This is a genomic window from Pseudomonadota bacterium (genome assembly GCA_038533575.1).
Classification (GTDB): domain Bacteria; phylum Pseudomonadota; class Alphaproteobacteria; order Rhodobacterales; family Rhodobacteraceae; genus Shimia_B.
On record JBCAYL010000001.1, the window covers coordinates 1507398 to 1523485 of the forward strand.

General features: G+C 67.0%; 15 protein-coding genes. 5 read left to right on the top strand and 10 right to left on the bottom strand.

The genetic code is table 11. The features are described from left to right. Window positions 1-20: 20 nt before the first annotated feature. From AAFM92_07670 to AAFM92_07680, 3 genes are all read left to right on the top strand, one after another. Entirely contained in the window at window positions 21-1319 is a 1299-nt protein-coding gene (locus AAFM92_07670) for a capsule biosynthesis protein CapA (GenBank protein MEL7300246.1), read from the top strand. A 152-nt stretch (window positions 1320-1471) separates the two neighbouring features. Continuing rightward, entirely contained in the window at window positions 1472-2554 is a 1083-nt protein-coding gene (locus AAFM92_07675; GenBank protein MEL7300247.1) for a polysaccharide biosynthesis/export family protein, read from the top strand. Between the two features lie 8 nt (window positions 2555-2562). Then, window positions 2563-4533 carry a capsular polysaccharide biosynthesis protein gene (locus AAFM92_07680; GenBank protein ID MEL7300248.1) on the top strand — a complete coding sequence of 657 codons (1971 nt, stop codon included), beginning with the start codon at window positions 2563-2565 and terminating at the stop codon, window positions 4531-4533. Here AAFM92_07680 and ribD read toward each other — a convergent pair. The 4 genes from ribD to AAFM92_07700 form a co-directional block, all read right to left on the bottom strand. Next, the gene (gene ribD, locus AAFM92_07685; protein ID MEL7300249.1) at window positions 4522-5595 is read right to left on the bottom strand and encodes a bifunctional diaminohydroxyphosphoribosylaminopyrimidine deaminase/5-amino-6-(5-phosphoribosylamino)uracil reductase RibD; all 1074 of its coding nucleotides are present in this window, start codon (window positions 5593-5595) and stop codon (window positions 4522-4524) included. The two genes, AAFM92_07680 and ribD, sit on opposite strands and share 12 nt — an antisense overlap. A 14-nt stretch (window positions 5596-5609) precedes the next feature. Beyond that, window positions 5610-6077 carry a transcriptional regulator NrdR gene (gene nrdR / locus AAFM92_07690; protein ID MEL7300250.1) on the bottom strand — a complete coding sequence of 156 codons (468 nt, stop codon included), beginning with the start codon at window positions 6075-6077 and terminating at the stop codon, window positions 5610-5612. Window positions 6078-6187: 110 nt separating this feature from the next. Beyond that, window positions 6188-6610 carry a secondary thiamine-phosphate synthase enzyme YjbQ gene (locus tag AAFM92_07695; GenBank protein ID MEL7300251.1) on the bottom strand — a complete coding sequence of 141 codons (423 nt, stop codon included), beginning with the start codon at window positions 6608-6610 and terminating at the stop codon, window positions 6188-6190. A gap of 7 nt (window positions 6611-6617) precedes the next feature. Then, window positions 6618-6881 (bottom strand): hypothetical protein, encoded by a 264-nt coding sequence (locus AAFM92_07700; GenBank protein MEL7300252.1) that lies wholly within the window; start codon window positions 6879-6881, stop codon window positions 6618-6620. 197 nt (window positions 6882-7078) lie between these two features. On the opposite strand from AAFM92_07700, the gene AAFM92_07705 reads away from it, so the two are divergent. Both AAFM92_07705 and AAFM92_07710 read left to right on the top strand, forming a co-directional pair. Beyond that, entirely contained in the window at window positions 7079-7750 is a 672-nt protein-coding gene (locus AAFM92_07705; protein MEL7300253.1) for an SDR family oxidoreductase, read from the top strand. Between the two features lie 71 nt (window positions 7751-7821). Next, entirely contained in the window at window positions 7822-8004 is a 183-nt protein-coding gene (locus tag AAFM92_07710) for a hypothetical protein (protein MEL7300254.1), read from the top strand. On the opposite strand, the gene AAFM92_07715 is transcribed toward AAFM92_07710, so the two are convergent. From AAFM92_07715 to AAFM92_07740, 6 genes are all read right to left on the bottom strand, one after another. Beyond that, complete coding sequence (locus AAFM92_07715) at window positions 8001-8261, bottom strand: HlyU family transcriptional regulator (protein ID MEL7300255.1); 261 nt, start codon at window positions 8259-8261, stop codon at window positions 8001-8003. The two genes, AAFM92_07710 and AAFM92_07715, sit on opposite strands and share 4 nt — an antisense overlap. A gap of 50 nt (window positions 8262-8311) precedes the next feature. After that, complete coding sequence (gene rpoD / locus AAFM92_07720; GenBank protein MEL7300256.1) at window positions 8312-10294, bottom strand: RNA polymerase sigma factor RpoD; 1983 nt, start codon at window positions 10292-10294, stop codon at window positions 8312-8314. 103 nt (window positions 10295-10397) lie between these two features. Next, window positions 10398-12338: a DNA primase gene (dnaG, locus tag AAFM92_07725; protein ID MEL7300257.1), complete on the bottom strand. Its 1941-nt coding sequence runs from the start codon at window positions 12336-12338 to the stop codon at window positions 10398-10400. 30 nt (window positions 12339-12368) lie between these two features. Next, on the bottom strand, window positions 12369-12902 hold the full coding sequence (locus AAFM92_07730; protein MEL7300258.1) for a sarcosine oxidase subunit gamma: 534 nt from the start codon (window positions 12900-12902) through the stop codon (window positions 12369-12371). Further along, the gene (locus AAFM92_07735) at window positions 12895-15819 is read right to left on the bottom strand and encodes a sarcosine oxidase subunit alpha family protein (GenBank protein ID MEL7300259.1); all 2925 of its coding nucleotides are present in this window, start codon (window positions 15817-15819) and stop codon (window positions 12895-12897) included. Before AAFM92_07735 ends, AAFM92_07730 begins: the two co-directional genes overlap by 8 nt. Then, window positions 15809-16078, bottom strand: a complete 270-nt coding sequence (locus tag AAFM92_07740) for a sarcosine oxidase subunit delta (GenBank protein MEL7300260.1) — start codon at window positions 16076-16078, stop codon at window positions 15809-15811. The genes AAFM92_07735 and AAFM92_07740 overlap by 11 nt, the downstream gene beginning before the upstream one ends. Between the last annotated feature and the right edge of the window lie 10 nt (window positions 16079-16088).

Below are 16088 nucleotides of genomic sequence, written 5' to 3' on the forward strand. Positions count from 1 at the left end.
ACACTGGGCAGGCAAGTGACGTGAGAGAGTTCGTGGGCACAAAGACGCGCAGATTCCTCTTTCTACAGGGCCCCCATGGGCCGTTCTTCCACCGGCTGGGCAAGATGCTCGTGAAAGCCGGGGGCGAGGTCTGGCGCGTGGGTTTCAACGCGGGAGACCGGGCATTCTGGTTCTCGCCGTCAAGCTACCTGCCCTATACCGGCGCGCTCGAGGACTGGCCCGACCATTTCGAGGAGCTCACCCGGCAAAAGGGCATCACCGATGTGGTGCTCTACGGCGACACCCGCCCGCTCCATGCCACGGCCGTCGCACGCGCCAAGGCGCTCGGGCTCACAATCCATGTCTTCGAAGAAGGCTACATGCGCCCCTACTGGGTCACCTACGAGCGCGGCGGCTCGAACGGGCATTCGAGGCTCATGGGCATGAGCGTGGCCGACATGCAGTCCGCGCTGGAGCGGTCCGATCTCGACGTGCCCGAAGCGCCGACCCACTGGGGCGACATGCTCCAGCACGTCTTCTACGGCTTTCTCTACCATTTCTTCGTCCTGACCCGGAACGGGCAGTATCGAAACATCCGCACCCACCGGTCCCTCCCGGTGGCGAGGGAATTCATGATCTACCTGCGTCGCGTGGTCCTGCAGCCCTTCTCGCGCATGGATCGCGGGCTTTCGACGCTACGGATCACCCATGGCGGGCATCCGTTCCACCTCGTGCTCATGCAGTTGGAGCATGACAGCTCCTTCGTGATGCATTCCCCCTTTCAGACGATGACGGAGTTTCTCGAGGTCGCGATCAAGGGCTTTGCGGAAGGCGCGCCGCGCCATCATCACATCGTCTTCAAGGCGCATCCCATGGAGAGCGGGCGGCTCCCCATGCGGCGGCTCCTGCGGCGGATGGCACGGGCGCACGGCGTGGCCGGCCGCGTGCACTACGTGCCTGGCGGCAAGCTCGCGCGGCTTCTGAACCATGCGCGCACGGCGGTGACCGTGAACTCGACGGCGGCGCAGCAGGTCCTCTGGCGCGGCATCCCGCTCAAGGTCTTCGGCGACGCCGTCTACGCAAAACCCGAATTCGTGAGCAGCCAGCCCCTCGCCGAATTCTTCGCGGCCCCGGAGCGCCCGGACAACCGCGCCTACAAGGATTACCGCCGCTTCCTGCTCGAAACCTCGCAAATGCCGGGCGGCTTCTATTCAGCCCGTGGCCGGCGCGAGCTCATGCGGCAGGTCGTCGACATGATGCTCGCGAGCGAAGATCCCTACGACGCCTTCCTGAACGGGAGTGCCGCGCCAAGGCAACAGTTGCGCCTCGTGCAGGACTAGCCGCGCACCATCGAGCTTCCTTTTTTGCGGGATTCCTGTAGCTTACGAAAAAAAGCTGAGGCAGCATTTCAAAAAAGGGAGTCGAAGCAGTGACTTCTCTCACATCAAAGCGCCCCAACGCATGGGTGCGTGCCACGATCGCATGCTGCGCCGTGGCCCTCGTCGCGTCCTGCGGCTTGCCCCGCTCGGGCCCCACCAAGGCAGAGATCTTCGAAGGCTCGGTGCAGCGGCAGGGCGATGCATTCGTCGTCGTCGTCAATGACCGCGTCACGCGGGCGACGGCCGTCACCCCAGCCCTGGGCTTTACCGAGGACTTCCTGAACGCGACGGACCTCGGCTCCGATACGATCCGGCCGGGCGATGTTCTGGGCCTCACGATCTGGGAAAACGTGGAGGATGGCCTCCTGGCCTCCGCGGGTCAGAATGCCACCGTGCTCGAAGAGGTTCAGGTGGACGGTGCGGGCTTCATCTTCGTCCCCTATGCAGGACGGCTTCGCGCCGCCGGCAACACGCCCGAGGCGATCCGGCGCCTAATCGCGAGCCGTCTCGATGAACAAACACCCGATCCGCAGGTACAGGTGCGTCGCGTGGCCGGTGACGGTGCGACCGTCTCCGTCGTCGGGGCCGTGGGAGGGCAAGGCGTCTTCGCCATCGAGCGCCCCACGCGGCGCCTCTCTTCCATGCTGGCGCGCGCCGGCGGCGTGACCGTCGAGCCCGAGATCGCGCAGATCACGATCATCCGCGGCAGCCATCGCGGCACCGTATGGTTCAACGATCTTTACGAAAATCCGGAAAGCGACATCGCGCTCCGCGGCGGGGATCGCATCCTCGTGGAAGCCGACAGCCGCACGTTCACGGCACTCGGCGCCACCGGCGGCCAGACCCGCGTGCCCTTCGACAGTCAGACCATCAGCGCGCTGGAGGCCATCGCGAGTGTGGGCGGGCTCAATTCCTCCATCGCTGACCCCACGGGTGTCTTCGTTCTTCGAAACGAGCCGCAGGAGATCGCAGCCGCGGTCGTGGGTCGGGCGGATCTCGTGGGCACGCAGCGCATGGCCTATGTGCTCGACCTCACGAAACCCAACGGGATGTTCCAGGCGCGGGACTTCGCCATCCGCGACGGGGATACCGTCTATGTCACGGAGGCCCCTTTCGTGACGTGGAACAAAACCATTTCGGCACTGACGGGCTCGCTCGGCTCCGCCAACGCGATCAGCTCGCTGGCCGGCAACTAAGCGCCCCCATGCCAGCGGAGAGAGAGCCGCTCTACGTCTATAATGGCGGCTTTCTCTTTCAGCGGCGGTTGCGCCGCATCCTCTCCCTCGCAGGCTATGACCTAAAGCTGGGCCGCCCAAGGGGCGGCGCGCGCGTGGGCGTCTGGGGCCGGTCTCCCACGGCACATCGCGGTGAGGCGATGGCCGCACGGCACGACGCACCGATCCTGCGGGTGGAAGACGCCTTCCTGCGATCCGTGAAGCCCGGGCGCGATGGTGAGCCGCCGCTCGGCCTCCTCCTCGACCGCACGGGCGTGCATTTCGACGCGTCCGAGCCGTCGGACCTCGAGATGCTCCTCGCCACGCATCCGCTGGACGACACCGCCCTCCTCGACCGCGGGCGCAACGCGCTCGATCGGATCAAGCGCGCGCATCTCTCCAAGTACAACGCCACGCACCCAGAGCTCGAGCCCCCGGCTCCCGGCTATGTCGTGGTCATCGACCAGACCATGGGCGATGCCTCCCTCTTGGGCGCCGGGCGCGAGGCCTTTCAGGAGATGCTCGTCTTCGCGCAGACGGAGCATCCCGGGGCGCGCATCCTCCTTAAGACCCACCCGGAGACGGCGGCGGGGCACCGGTCCGGGCATTTCGGCCCTGCGGACGAAACAAATCTCATCACGCACTACGACGCGCCCGTCTCGCCGTGGCGGCTCTTTGAAGGCGCGCGGGCGGTCTACACCGTCAGCTCCGGCTTGGGGTTCGAGGCTATCTTCGCGGGGCTGAAGCCCCGTGTCTTCGGTCAGCCCTTCTACAGCGGCTGGGGCCTCACGCAGGACGAGCATCCCGTGCCACGGCGCGAGCGGACGTTGACCCGCGCGCAGCTCTTCGCGGGGGCCATGGTGCTCTATCCCACCTGGTACGATCCCTATCGCGATGCGCTTTGCGAGATCGAGGACGTAGTCAGCGCCCTCGAGGCCCAGGCCCGCGCCTGGCGGGAGGACAACGAGGGCTGGGTCATGTCCGGCATGCGTCTGTGGAAGCGGCGCACGCTCGCCCGGTTCTATGGCGCCCATCGCGCGCCCATCTTCGAGGACGATCCCGCGAAGGCGACGGCCACCGGCCGCCCGCACATGGCCTGGGCCTCAAAGGGCGCGGCAGGGGCCGTGCGCTGCGAAGACGGGTTCCTGCGCTCCCGCGGGCTTGGCGCGGAACTCGTGCCGCCGCTCTCTCTCGTTCTCGATGACCTCGGGATCTACTACGATCCCAGCCGGGAGAGCAGGCTCGAACGTCTCATCTCAGGCTCTGCCGACGTGCCGAAGGGCTGCCTCGTCCGGGCCCGCGCGCTGCGCGAGAGCCTCGTCGCCGCGGGCTTGAGTAAGTACAATCTCGGCGGGGCGCAGGCCACACTCCCCGAAGGCCATCGCATCCTCGTGCCGGGGCAAGTCGAGGACGACGCATCCATTCGCCTGGGCGCCGGGGACATCGCCACCAATGCCGGGCTTCTCCAAACTGTGCGCGATGCCCATTCCGAGGCGGTCATCGTCTACAAGCCCCACCCCGACGTGGAGGCAGGGCTGCGCCCCGGCGCGGTCGATGCCGAGGGGCTGGCCGACGTGGTCGCAAGCGGGGCCGATCCCGTCGCGCTCATCGACGCCTGTGACGCGGTCTGGACGATGACATCCCTCCTCGGGTTCGAGGCGCTCCTCAGGCATAAGCCGGTGACCTGCCTCGGCACGCCATTCTACGCGGGATGGGGCCTGACCCGGGATCTCGGCCCCGTCCCTGCGCGCCGCCAGGGAGAAGTGACCCTCGACGGCCTCGTCCACGCCGCCCTGATCGAATACCCGCGATACTTCGATCCGCGGACCGGCCTCCCCTGCCCCGTGGAAGTGGCGGTGGCGCGGCTCGCGGCGGGCGCGATCCCCCGCGCCGGCTTGCCGCTCAGGCTTCTGGCCAAGGCGCAGGGCGCGCTGGCCTCCTACGCGCATCTATGGCGCTGAGCGCACCCAGACGTGCTCGATATCCGCGCCGATGCGGCGTGTGCTCTCCAGGCTGAACCGCCGCGCTTCGCCCAGACGATCGAGCCCCAGCGCTCCGACCGAGGGCTGCCCCTCGGCCCCCAGCGCCATGCCGGCGGTGTATCCCACGAGCCGGTCCACGAGACCGGCATCGAGGAGCGACGCCGCCAGCGCTCCACCGCCCTCGCAGAAGACCCGCGTCAGCCCCGCCTCTCCCAGAACTTGCGCCATGGCGGAGACGTCGACCTGCCGACCGGCCAAGGGCACAAGCAGCGTCCGCGCGCCGAGCCCGGTCCAGGCGGCGATGAGTTCACGGTCCGCGTCGGGCCCGTGGCAGATCCAGAGCGGCACCTCCCTGGCCGTTCGCGCCAGGGTGCTGTCGAGGGGCAGATCGAGCCGCCGCGAGGCGACGATCCGCACAGGCTGCATCGAGGCCCCGAGCCCGCGGACCGTGAGCGATGGGTCATCCGCGCGGGCTGTTCCAGCGCCGATCAGGACGGCATCATGGCGCGACCGGGCCCCGTGGACGGCGCGGCGCGCTTCGGGCCCCGTGATCCATTGGCTCTCTCCCGTGGCCGTGGCGATCCGGCCGTCGAAGGAACTGGCCAGTTTCAAGGTGAAGAGCGGCCGCCCTTGCTCGATCCGCGACAGGAAGCCCGCGAGGTCCCGTCTGGCCTCGGCCTCAAGCACGCCCTCGGTCACTTCGATCCCGGCCGCGCGGAGCATTTCGCTCCCCCGCCCCGCGACGCGGGGGTCAGGATCTCCCGCCGCAATGACGACCCGCGAGACGCCCGCATCCACGAGCGCCTCTGCACAGGGCGGGGTCTTCCCATGATGGGCACAGGGTTCCAAAGTGACGTAGACCGTGGCCCCCCGCGCATCGCCGGCTTGGCCGAGCGCCACGACTTCCGCATGGGGGCGCCCACCATCCTGCGTCCAGCCCCGCCCGATCACGCGGCCCTCTCGGACGATGACACAGCCCACCGCCGGGTTCGGCCATGTCCGCCCCTGCCCTCGCGCGCCGAGCGCAAGGGCCAGCGACATGAACCGCGCGTCGCTCACTCTTCCTTGATGGGGGACGGGCGCAGCTCTTCGATGAACTCCTCGAAGTCATCCGCGGCCTGGAAATTCTTGTAGACGCTGGCGAAGCGCACATAGGCCACCGCATCGATCCGGTGCAGCGCCTCCATGACGATCTCGCCGATCGTGTTCGACGGGATATCCGTCTCCCCGAGGCTTTCCAGGCGGCGCACGAGGCCGGAGATCATCTGGTCGATGCGCTCGGGCTCGATGGGCCGCTTCTGCAGGGCAATCCGGATCGACCGCTCAAGCTTGTCGCGGTCGAAATCCTCTCGACGGCCATTCGTCTTGATGACGGTGAGATCGCGCAGCTGGACCCTCTCGTAGGTCGTGAAGCGCCCCCCGCAGGCCGGACAGAACCGGCGGCGTCGGATGGCGGCGTGATCTTCCGCCGGGCGGCTATCCTTCACCTGGGTGTCCACGTTTCCGCAAAATGGGCAGCGCATTCGTCCCTCACTCTCTGCCTCTTGGGGGTTAGCCCCCCTTATCCACAGGTACTATAGGACACGGTCAAAGCTTTGGGTAGTAGGCAAATGCAGCCACTTGATGTGGTGGTTTAGCGATCCGGCTGCCAATGGAGGGCGATCTCGCGACGGTGCGGCCTGCTGCGATGCTCCCAGAGATAGAGGCCTTGCCACGTGCCCAGCATCAGGTGGCCCGCCCGCACGGGCACGGCCAGCGAGACGGGAAGAACAGCGGCCTTGATGTGCGCGGGCATATCGTCAGGGCCCTCCAGCGTGTGCCTGAGATATGCCATGGAAGGATCGTCCGCCGGGGGCACGAAGCGCTCGAAGAACGCGTCGAGATCCCTGCGCACATCCGGATCGGCGTTTTCCTGTATGAGCAGGGAGCACGAGGTATGACGCACGAAGAGGGTCAGAAGCCCGTCACCCGAGAGGTCCGCGGCGCGGACGACATCGCGCGTGATGTCGATCAGCCCTGCCCCGCGCGTCTCGATCGTGAGGATGTGCGTCGGCAAGTCCGTGTCACTGGGTGAAGCAGAAGGCGAGCATCGCCTCGCTCTCGTCGCCCAGGTGGAGGGCGATGACGTCCGGCAAGGGCTGAAGGGAAATCGCACAGACATCCGCCTCGGTGGGCGTCGCAAAGGGCAAGGCCGGCGCGGCTGCGAGCTCGGTTTGGGCGGGCGTGAACGCGACACGCTCTTCAAACTCCTCGATGGGAGCCTTCGTCGCGAGCGCGAGCGTAGGGACGAGGAGAGCGGCGGCTAGGGTCGGGAGCAGCGCTTTCATGGGACACCTCTGTTATAACGATGCTTCATAAATGGGCGGCAGGCGGCACCCCGGCAATTAACACCGATGCACATTGAGGTGTTCCATTGTGCGCGAAGCGTGATGCCACCGGGCCAGACGCGGCGATCGCCGTCCTCGACGGGGGACCCTTTCCGAGCGCGGCGCGTTAGCCCACCAACGACCGACGGAGGCTTTCCATGACAAGATCGATATTCATCACCGGCGCATCGAGCGGCATCGGCGCGGCGACCGCCCGCGCCTGCGTCGCCGCCGGGTGGAAGGTGGGCCTCATGGCGCGGTCAGAGGAGAAGCTGACGGACCTCCAGGCCGACCTCGGTGACGCCGCCCTCGCGCTGCCGGGCGACGCCACCTCCCTCGAGGCGCAAAAGGATGCGATCGACAAGCTCGTCGGCGCCTTCGGCCCGCTCCACGCGGCCTTTGCGAATGCCGGCACAGGGCTCGATACGCCGGGCACCGAGGCGGGCGATCCCACGGAATGGGAGAAGCTCGTGCAGATCAACATCATGGGGCTGCTCTACACGGCCAAGGCCGCGCTGCCGCACCTGAAGGAGACGAAGGGGCACATGGTGCTGACAGGCTCCGCCGCCGGACGCCGGCACATCAAGGGCTCCATCTACGGCGCGTCGAAATGGTTCGTGCACGGCTTCGGCGGCAATCTCGCGGAGGAGATGCGCGACTGGGGCGGCCGCTGTACGGTGGTGGCGCCCGGCATGGTCGACACGCCTTTCTTCTCGAGCCCGAAGCCCGACAAGCTTCAGGCGGAAGACGTCGCATACGCCGTCCTGCATGCGCTCGAGGCCGACCCGCGCGCCAACGTTCAGGAAATTTTTATGATGCCCACCAACTGAGCGCAAAAATCCTTGGGAAGGATTTTGCAAAATCCTTCCCAAGGATTTTGTCAGCACTGAGAGGAGAGACCATGACCGACAAGCTCAATCCCGGCGAAACCGGCAAGCCCGGCACCACGCAGGATCCCAACCAGGCCGATCTGACCGGGATCGATCAAAAAACCGACCGCGATCCCGAAGCCGAGAAGAAGGCCAAGGCAAACGGCGGCATCCCGGGGACGACCACCGACCCGAACCAGGCCAACCGGACCTAAAAGATCGTGTCGCCCTGCTGATCCACCAGCATCTTGGCCTTCAGGAGCGAGGTCGTCCTGGCCTCCTCCTCCGTGGCGACGACGTCGGCGCGCACCATCTCGTGGACCTGCCCGTCCTTCTCGATCCGCGCGCCGACGCGGAACCCGCCCGCGGATTTCACCGGCTGCGGATAGATCGTGAAGCCATTGTGCTCTTCACCCGCGGTCTTCGGCGCTGAAGCCTCGCCGCCACCGAAGAGTTTGTTGAGAAACGACATGGGCACCTCGCTTCGGTCAGAGGCCCCGGGTCAGGCCCGGGGCGCGTGGCTCACTGGTCGAGGAAGGAGCGGAGTTTGCGGCTGCGGCTCGGGTGCTTGAGCTTGCGGAGCGCCTTCGCCTCGATCTGACGAATACGCTCGCGGGTCACGCTGAACTGCTGACCCACCTCTTCGAGCGTGTGGTCCGTGTTCATCCCGATGCCGAAGCGCATGCGGAGAACGCGTTCTTCACGCGGGGTGAGCGAGGAGAGGACACGCGTTGTCGTCTCCTTCAGGTTCTCCTGGATTGCAGAGTCCAGTGGCAGGACAGCGTTCTTGTCCTCGATGAAATCGCCGAGCTGGCTGTCTTCCTCGTCGCCAATGGGCGTCTCGAGGCTGATGGGCTCCTTGGCGATCTTCATCACCTTGCGCACCTTCTCGAGCGGCATCTGCAGCTTCTCGGCCAGCTCTTCCGGCGTCGGCTCGCGGCCGATCTCGTGGAGCATCTGGCGGCCCGTGCGGACGAGCTTGTTGATCGTCTCGATCATGTGCACCGGGATGCGGATCGTGCGCGCCTGGTCGGCGATGGAGCGAGTGATCGCCTGGCGGATCCACCACGTGGCGTAAGTGGAGAACTTGTAGCCGCGGCGGTACTCGAACTTGTCGACCGCCTTCATGAGGCCGATATTGCCTTCCTGAATGAGATCAAGGAATTGCAGGCCGCGGTTCGTGTACTTTTTCGCGATGGAGATGACGAGGCGCAGGTTCGCCTCCACCATCTCCTTCTTGGCCTGCCGGGCTTCCTTTTCACCCTTCTGGACCTGCTGAACGATGCGGCGGAATTCGCTGATATCGAGGCCCACATAGGTGCCCACCTGGGCCATGTCGGCACGCAGCTCTTCGGCCTTCTCGCGCGAGCGATCCATGAACATCTGCCAGCCGCGCCCCGTGCGGCCCGACATCTCGTCGAGCCAGGTCGGGTCGAGTTCGCGGCCGCGATAGGCCTCGATGAACTCGCGGCGGTTGATGCGCGCCTGATCGGCGAGCTTCACCATCGCGCTGTCAATCGTCATCACGCGGCGGTTGATGCCGTAGAGCTGGTCGATGAGCGCTTCGATCCGGTTGTTGTGGAGGTGCAGCTCGTTGACGAGCTCCACGATCTCGGCGCGCAGCTTCTGGTACTTCTTCTCATCCTTGTCGGAGAAGGAGCCGTCCTCGTTGAGCGTCGCGGAGATCCGCACGTCCTGCATGTCCGAGAGCTTGGCGTAGTCCCGCGCGATCAGGTCGAGGGTCTCGAGCACGCGGGGCTTGAGCGCGGCTTCCATGGCCGCGAGCGACATGTTCGCGACGTCATCCTCGTCGTCGTCATCATCGTTGGCGATGGGATTTCCGTCTGCGTCGAGCTCGGGCCCTGCTTCTTTCTTCGGCGCGGCCGCCTCGGCCCCCGGCGCGGGCACCACGGGCTCGTCGACATCGTCGCCCATCTGACGGCCAAAGGTCGTCTCGAGGTCGATGACGTCGCGCAGAAGAATGTCTTCGCCGAGAAGTTCGTCGCGCCAGATCGTGATGGCCTGGAAGGTGAGCGGGCTCTCGCAGAGCCCCGCGATCATCGTGTTGCGGCCGGCCTCGATGCGCTTGGCGATGGCGATCTCGCCCTCGCGGCTCAGCAATTCTACGCTGCCCATCTCGCGCAGGTACATGCGCACGGGGTCATCGGTGCGGTCGAGCTTTTCGGCCTCCGCCCCGCCCAGCGCGACCTCTCGGTTCTGCGCTGTCGTGGCGACCTCGGTGGAGCCCTTCTGCTCCTCCTCCTCGGCCTCTTCGTCCTCGATGATGTTGATGCCCATCTCCGAGAGCATCGACATGACGTCTTCGATCTGTTCGGAATTCACTTGGTCGGGCGGCAGCACCTGATTGAGCTGGTCGTAGGTGATGAAGCCCTTTTCGCGCGCTTCCGCGATCATCTTCTTGACCGCGGCCTGGCTCATGTCCACGAGCGGCTCGTTGGCGTCGTCGTCTGGCTTTCGGTCGTCGTTCGTATCTTTGGCGGCCATGTCGGGCGTCCCTCCACGAATCAGCGGCTAGCTTGCGCGAATCAGTTCCAGTGGTGATTCGAGCACGTGTTTACCGTGATTCTCTCTATGATTCTTCACCAAACTACGAGCCCCTTGGCCCGCCCTTGGTGTAGTTCAGATTTTCCAGCAAATCCGTGAACTTACTGCGTTCGTCTCGGTTCAATTTGGCACCGTTCGGTGCCGTGTCGTATTCGGCAACATCGTCGTCATCCTGTCGCCCGGCGCGGTTCACGGCTTCCGCCGCCTGGCCCAAGCGCCAGGTCAGCCCCTCGTCGGCAGGGCCCTCCAGATCTTCGATGGCTTCCGCCACTTCGCGCGCGTGGCCCCGTTGGGCGCTCAGCTTGGCGAATTCCTCCGCGAGGCAGAGGCGCGCAAGCTCCAGGTCCCCGGCTGCGCGCACAGCGGGGTTGATCGCGATGTGGGGCAGGCGAAAGAGCTTTTCAATGGCCTCGCGCCCGGCGCGCTGCGCGATCTCGTCGCGCTGTTGCGCCTCCTCGGGGAGCGACAGGAGCAGCGCCTGAAGCTCGGCATGGCTCCCTTCGCAGGGCATGTCCTCGAGCTCGGCATAGAAATCCGGAAGCGCGGCGGGCGTGGCGATGAGCGTGGCGAGGATCGCGGCCTCACGCAGTTCATCCTGGCTCAGGCCCGCGGCCAGCGCCGAGCGTTTCGTGCTGCTCTGGGGCTGGGCCGGGCGGCGACGGCCAGGGACGAAGGCCTGCCGCGACCCCGTGGCCTGCCCGTAGCCGAAGAGCTCCATCCTGAGGCGCTTCACCTCCTCGCCGTAATGGCCGCGGAGTGACGGGTCCTTGATCTGTTTCAGGGCGTCGCGCAGAGACTTGTCGAGCGCGGCCTTGCGTTCCGGGCTGTCGAAGATCTTGCCGTCCGTCTCCCGCCGCCAAAGAAGCTGCACGAGAGGCATCGCAGCCTCGAGGCGCTCCGTCATGGCCTCTGCGCCCGCCGATTTCAGCAGGTCGTCCGGATCCTGCCCCTCGGGCATGAGCGCGAAGCGCAGCGATTTCGGTGCCTCGAGCAGGGGCAGCGCCAGATCGATCACCCGGATCGCCGCGCGCAGGCCCGCCGTGTCGCCATCGAGCGCGATGACGGGCTCGTCCGCCATGCGCCAGAGAAGCTGCAACTGGTTCTCGGTCACGGCTGTGCCGAGCGGGGCCACGGTGGCGGGGAAGCCCGCCTCGGCCAGCGCGATGACATCCATGTAGCCCTCGGCCACGAGGAGCGGGTGCCCCTTGCCCGCCGCCTCCCGCGCGGGGCCGTGGTTGAAGAGCGTGCGCCCCTTGTCGAAAAGGAGCGTCTCCGGTGAGTTCAGATATTTCGCATTGTCGCCCGGATCCATGGCCCGTCCGCCGAACGCGATGGCGCGCCCGCGCGGGTCACGGATCGGGAACATGATCCGATTGCGGAAAGTGTCGTAGGGATCGCGGCCCTTGTCAGAGGCCTTCACCAATCCGCAGGCCAGAAGCTTATCGTCGGGGGTGCCCTTGCCCTTCAGGTGATCGCGCAGGTTCTGCCACCCCTCGGGCGCAAAGCCGATCTCCCACCGCTCGAGCGCCTGCCCCGCGAGACCACGCCCGGCGAGGTAATCGCGCGCTGCGGCCCCGGCGCCGCGGCTGAGTTGAAGGCGGAAATACTTCACCGCCTCCTCCATCACGCCCGCGAGCTCGGTGCGTTCGTCGGCCTTTTCCTGCGCTTTGGGATCGCGCGCGGGCATTTGCATCCCCGCTTCGCCCGCGAGGATTTCCACCGCTTCCATGAAGCCGACATTCTCTGTCTCGCGCACGAAGGAGATCGCATCCCCCTTCGCGTGGCACCCGAAGCAGTAGTAATAGCCCTTGCGGTCGTCGACGTGGAAAGAGGCCGTCTTTTCCTGGTGGAACGGGCACGGGCTCCAGAGGTCGCCCTTGCCCTGGTTGGATTTTCGCTGATCCCAGATGACCTTGCGCCCGACGACCGAACCCAGCGAGGTGCGGGCGCGCAATTCGTCCAGGAATCCGGGAGGCAGGCTCATGCTTTGAACTTACCGCAGAGAACCGCGGGTTCAATGCGACGGGGGCAATCCCTCGAAGACCTCGCGGAGCTCGCGGGCCAACGTGCCCGCCATCGACCGGAAAACGAGCACGTCGAAGTGCTCGAGCTCGGTCCGGATAATGTGTGCGGGCATGTGCCCGACGAGCGAACGCGCGCAGCGCCCCGGCCCGAACGCGAACTCGCGCAGATCGATCGGCGTCAGGTAGGCGAGCGCCTCGACGGCCCGGGGCCCGCTCAGCGCGACGTGGCACCACGCATCCGATTGATCCGTCAAGGAGGTGACCGCCTCTAGGGCGGGCGTGGGCTCCGCCCCCACGAGCAGGACGTGGTCGAGATCGAACCACGCACAAAACGCAGCCCCGCTGCGGGTCACCTCACCGGGCGCGGGCAGCGCAAGCCCGTGCGCCTCTCGCAGGGCCGCGTCGAGCCCCTCGCGCCGCGCGAGCGAGGACTTCGGCATCTCCATGACTTCTGCGGCTTTCACGCCGGGCCCCTCCACGGGAAAGAGACCCTCCCCGGCCATGCGCGCGATGAGCCTAACCACGGAGGCGTCCTCCCTCTGGGTCGATGAAGCACGGCGAGACAACCTCCACCGCCGCGTCGAGACCGCGGAGACCATCCCAGAAGCGGATGACCTCCCCGACCCTGTCCTGCCCGCCCGCGAGAAAGCCCAGCGCGATCTGGTGCCCGAGGCTCGGCGAATACGCGACCGAGGTGACGTAGCCCTGATGATTGTCGGCCACCGGTGCCGCGCCCTCATTGAAGAGATGGGCGCCCGCGCTCAGCTCGGCACCCGGCTCGACGGGCTTCAGCCCGACAAGCTGCTGGCGCGCATCGTCCACCAGCCCGGGCCGCGCGGCCATGGTCTTTCCGACGCAATCCTTCTTGGCCGAGACCATGCGCGCCATGCCGATGTCGAAGGCCGTGGTGCGCCCGTGGATCTCGGCATGCGTGATATGCCCCTTCTCGATGCGCAGGACGTTCAAGGCCTCCATCCCGTAGGCCCCGCCGCCCAGCGCCTCCGCCTGCGCGACGAGAAGCCGGAAGAGGCTGTCGCCATAACGCGCGGGAACGGCCACCTCGTAGGCATGCTCGCCGGAAAAGGAGATGCGGAAGAGCCGCCCGGCGACACCGGCCACATGGACCGCCCCGCAGGACATGAAAGGCCAGCCTTCATCGTCGATGGGCGCGTCGAGGACCGTGTTCAGAAGCTCCCGGGATCGTGGCCCGGCCACGGCGAACTGCGCCCATTGCTCGGTCACGGAGATGAAGCTCACGTCTAGTTCGGGGCGCAGGCACTGCGCCACGAAGGCCAGATGCTGCATCACCTGGCCGGCCGCGGCGGTGGTCGTGGTCATCACGTAATGCGTGGGCCCGAGCCGCGCGCAGGTACCGTCATCCATGACGTGCCCATCCTCGCGCAGCATGAGCCCGTAGCGCACGCGCCCCTCTTTGAGCGTGGAGAACGTATTGGTGTAGACGAAATCGAGGAAGGCGGCGGCATCCTTGCCCTGAATGTCGATCTTGCCCAGCGTGGACACGTCGCAGACGCCCACGCGCTCGCGAACCATGCGCACTTCCCGGTCGCAGCTTTCGCGCCAATGCGTCTCGCCCGCTTCGTGAAAATACGACGGGCGGTACCAGAGGCCCGCCTCGATCATGGGGGCGCCGCGCGCGACGGTGGCCGCGTGAGAGGTGGTGAGCCGCTCGGGCGCGAAGCCCTTTCCTTGCGCGCCCGCGCCCATGGCCGCGATCGTGACCGGCACGTAGGGCGGGCGGAAGGTCGTCGTCCCGGTTTCGGGAATGCCGCGGCCCGTGGCGTCCGCGAGGAGCGCGAGGGCGGCCACGTTGGAATTCTTGCCCTGGTCGGTGGCCATGCCCTGCGTCGTGTACCGCTTCATGTGCTCGACGCTCTGGTAGTTCTCCTGCGCCGCCTGCCGGATATCCTTCGTGGTCACGTCGTTCTGGAAATCGAGCCAGGCGCGGCGCGCGGCGCCCCGCGGCGCTTTCACCTCCCAGAGCGCTTCGATCCTGTAGGGCTCCGCCTCGGCCTTCGGGGTCTTGAGCTTGGGCCCTTTCAGCCCGAGCTCGGTGGCGGCGGCCAGTCCCGCCTCAGCCCCCGATTTCAGACAGCCGAACGTGTCCATCACGCCCGCCGCACTGCCTGCCGCCGTGAGCCCGGGGACAGCGCCTTCGGTGGGCACGAAGCTCGAGATGCCCTCGTGCCATGTCGGGCGCCCGTTCATGTGGCAGGTGAGGTGCACGCTCGGGTTCCAGCCGCCGGAAACAGCGAGGCAATCCGCCTCGATCCTGAACACGCGCCCGCCCTTGGCCACGGTGATCTGCTCGAGACCGCGGCGGCCCCGCGTGCCGACGACCCGTGCGCCCCCGTGGTGGGGGAGACCGTCGACGTCGAGCGCCACCCCCTCGCGGCTGTCGATGAGAGCGGCGACGGTGACACCGGCCGCCGCGAGGTCTTTGGCCGTCCGGTAGGCACCGTCATTGTTGCAGAAAACGGCGACCCGCCGCCCGGGTGAGACGCCGAAGCGATTGAGATAGCTGCGCACCGCCGAGGCCATCATGACCCCGGGGCGATCATTGTCCGCGAAAGCGACGGAGCGCTCCAGCGCGCCAGCGCAGAGCACCGCGCGGCGGGCGGAAATACGCCAGAAGCACTCTGCGACGCCTCCATCCGGGCGACGCTCCAGCGCGCCGAAGGTGCCGCCGTCATAGGCCCCCGTGACCGTCGTCCGGGTCATGATCCTGACCCCGAGGTCTTCGAGCGCGGCGATCTCGCTCTGGATCCAGTCCGCGGCGGGCTTGCCGTCGATCGTCTCCGTCTCGGAGAGGAGCCGCCCCCCGAGCTCCCAGCTTTCATCGGCGAGGATGACATCGGCCCCGGCCTCCGCCGACGCCCGCGCCGCGCGGAGCCCGGCGGGCCCGCCGCCGATCACGAGGATGTCGCAATGGACAAAGGCACGGAGGTAGTGGCCCTCGTTGGCCGCGCCGCTCAGCGCGCCGAGACCCGCCGCGCGCCGGATGAACGGCTCGTAAAGCCCCTCCCAGAAGGTGCGCGGCCACATGAAAGTCTTGTAGTAGAAGCCCGCACTCAGGAACGGCGCGAGCGCGTCATTGACGCTCAGAAGATCGTACTTGAGCGACGGCCATGCGTTCTGCGACCGGGCGACGAGGCCCTCCGACAGCTCCACCATGGGCGCACGGAGATTGGGCTCGCGGCCTGCCCCGTCGCCGAGCGTCACGAGGGCATTGGGCTCCTCCGAGCCCGCCGTCAGCACGCCGCGCGGGCGGTGGTACTTGAAGGACCGCCCCATGAGCCGCACGCCATTGGCCAGGAGCGCGGAGGCGAGCGTGTCCCCCCGAAACCCGGCATACTTCACGCCGTCGAAGTGGAAATCGAGCGGCGCGCTCCGGTCGATGCGGCCCTTGCCTTCAACGCGCATGGGCGACCTCCCGGGCGAGTCTCACGCCCCGTATCTCGTGGGTGCGCGTGTCGCGCTCCACGATCAGCCAGGCACCGCAGCCCGCCGTGTGCTGCCAGAGCTCTTCGACCACGCCGGCGAGGTTCTCGCGGTTGTGGAGATAGTCATCCCACGCCTCCGCGCCCGCGTCGGGATCCGGTCGGTGGAGGAGAGAGGCGTGGCCGCGATAGGTGAACTCCCGCAGGTCCCGCTCTCCGCAGATCGGACAGTCGATCCTCATGGCGTCACCG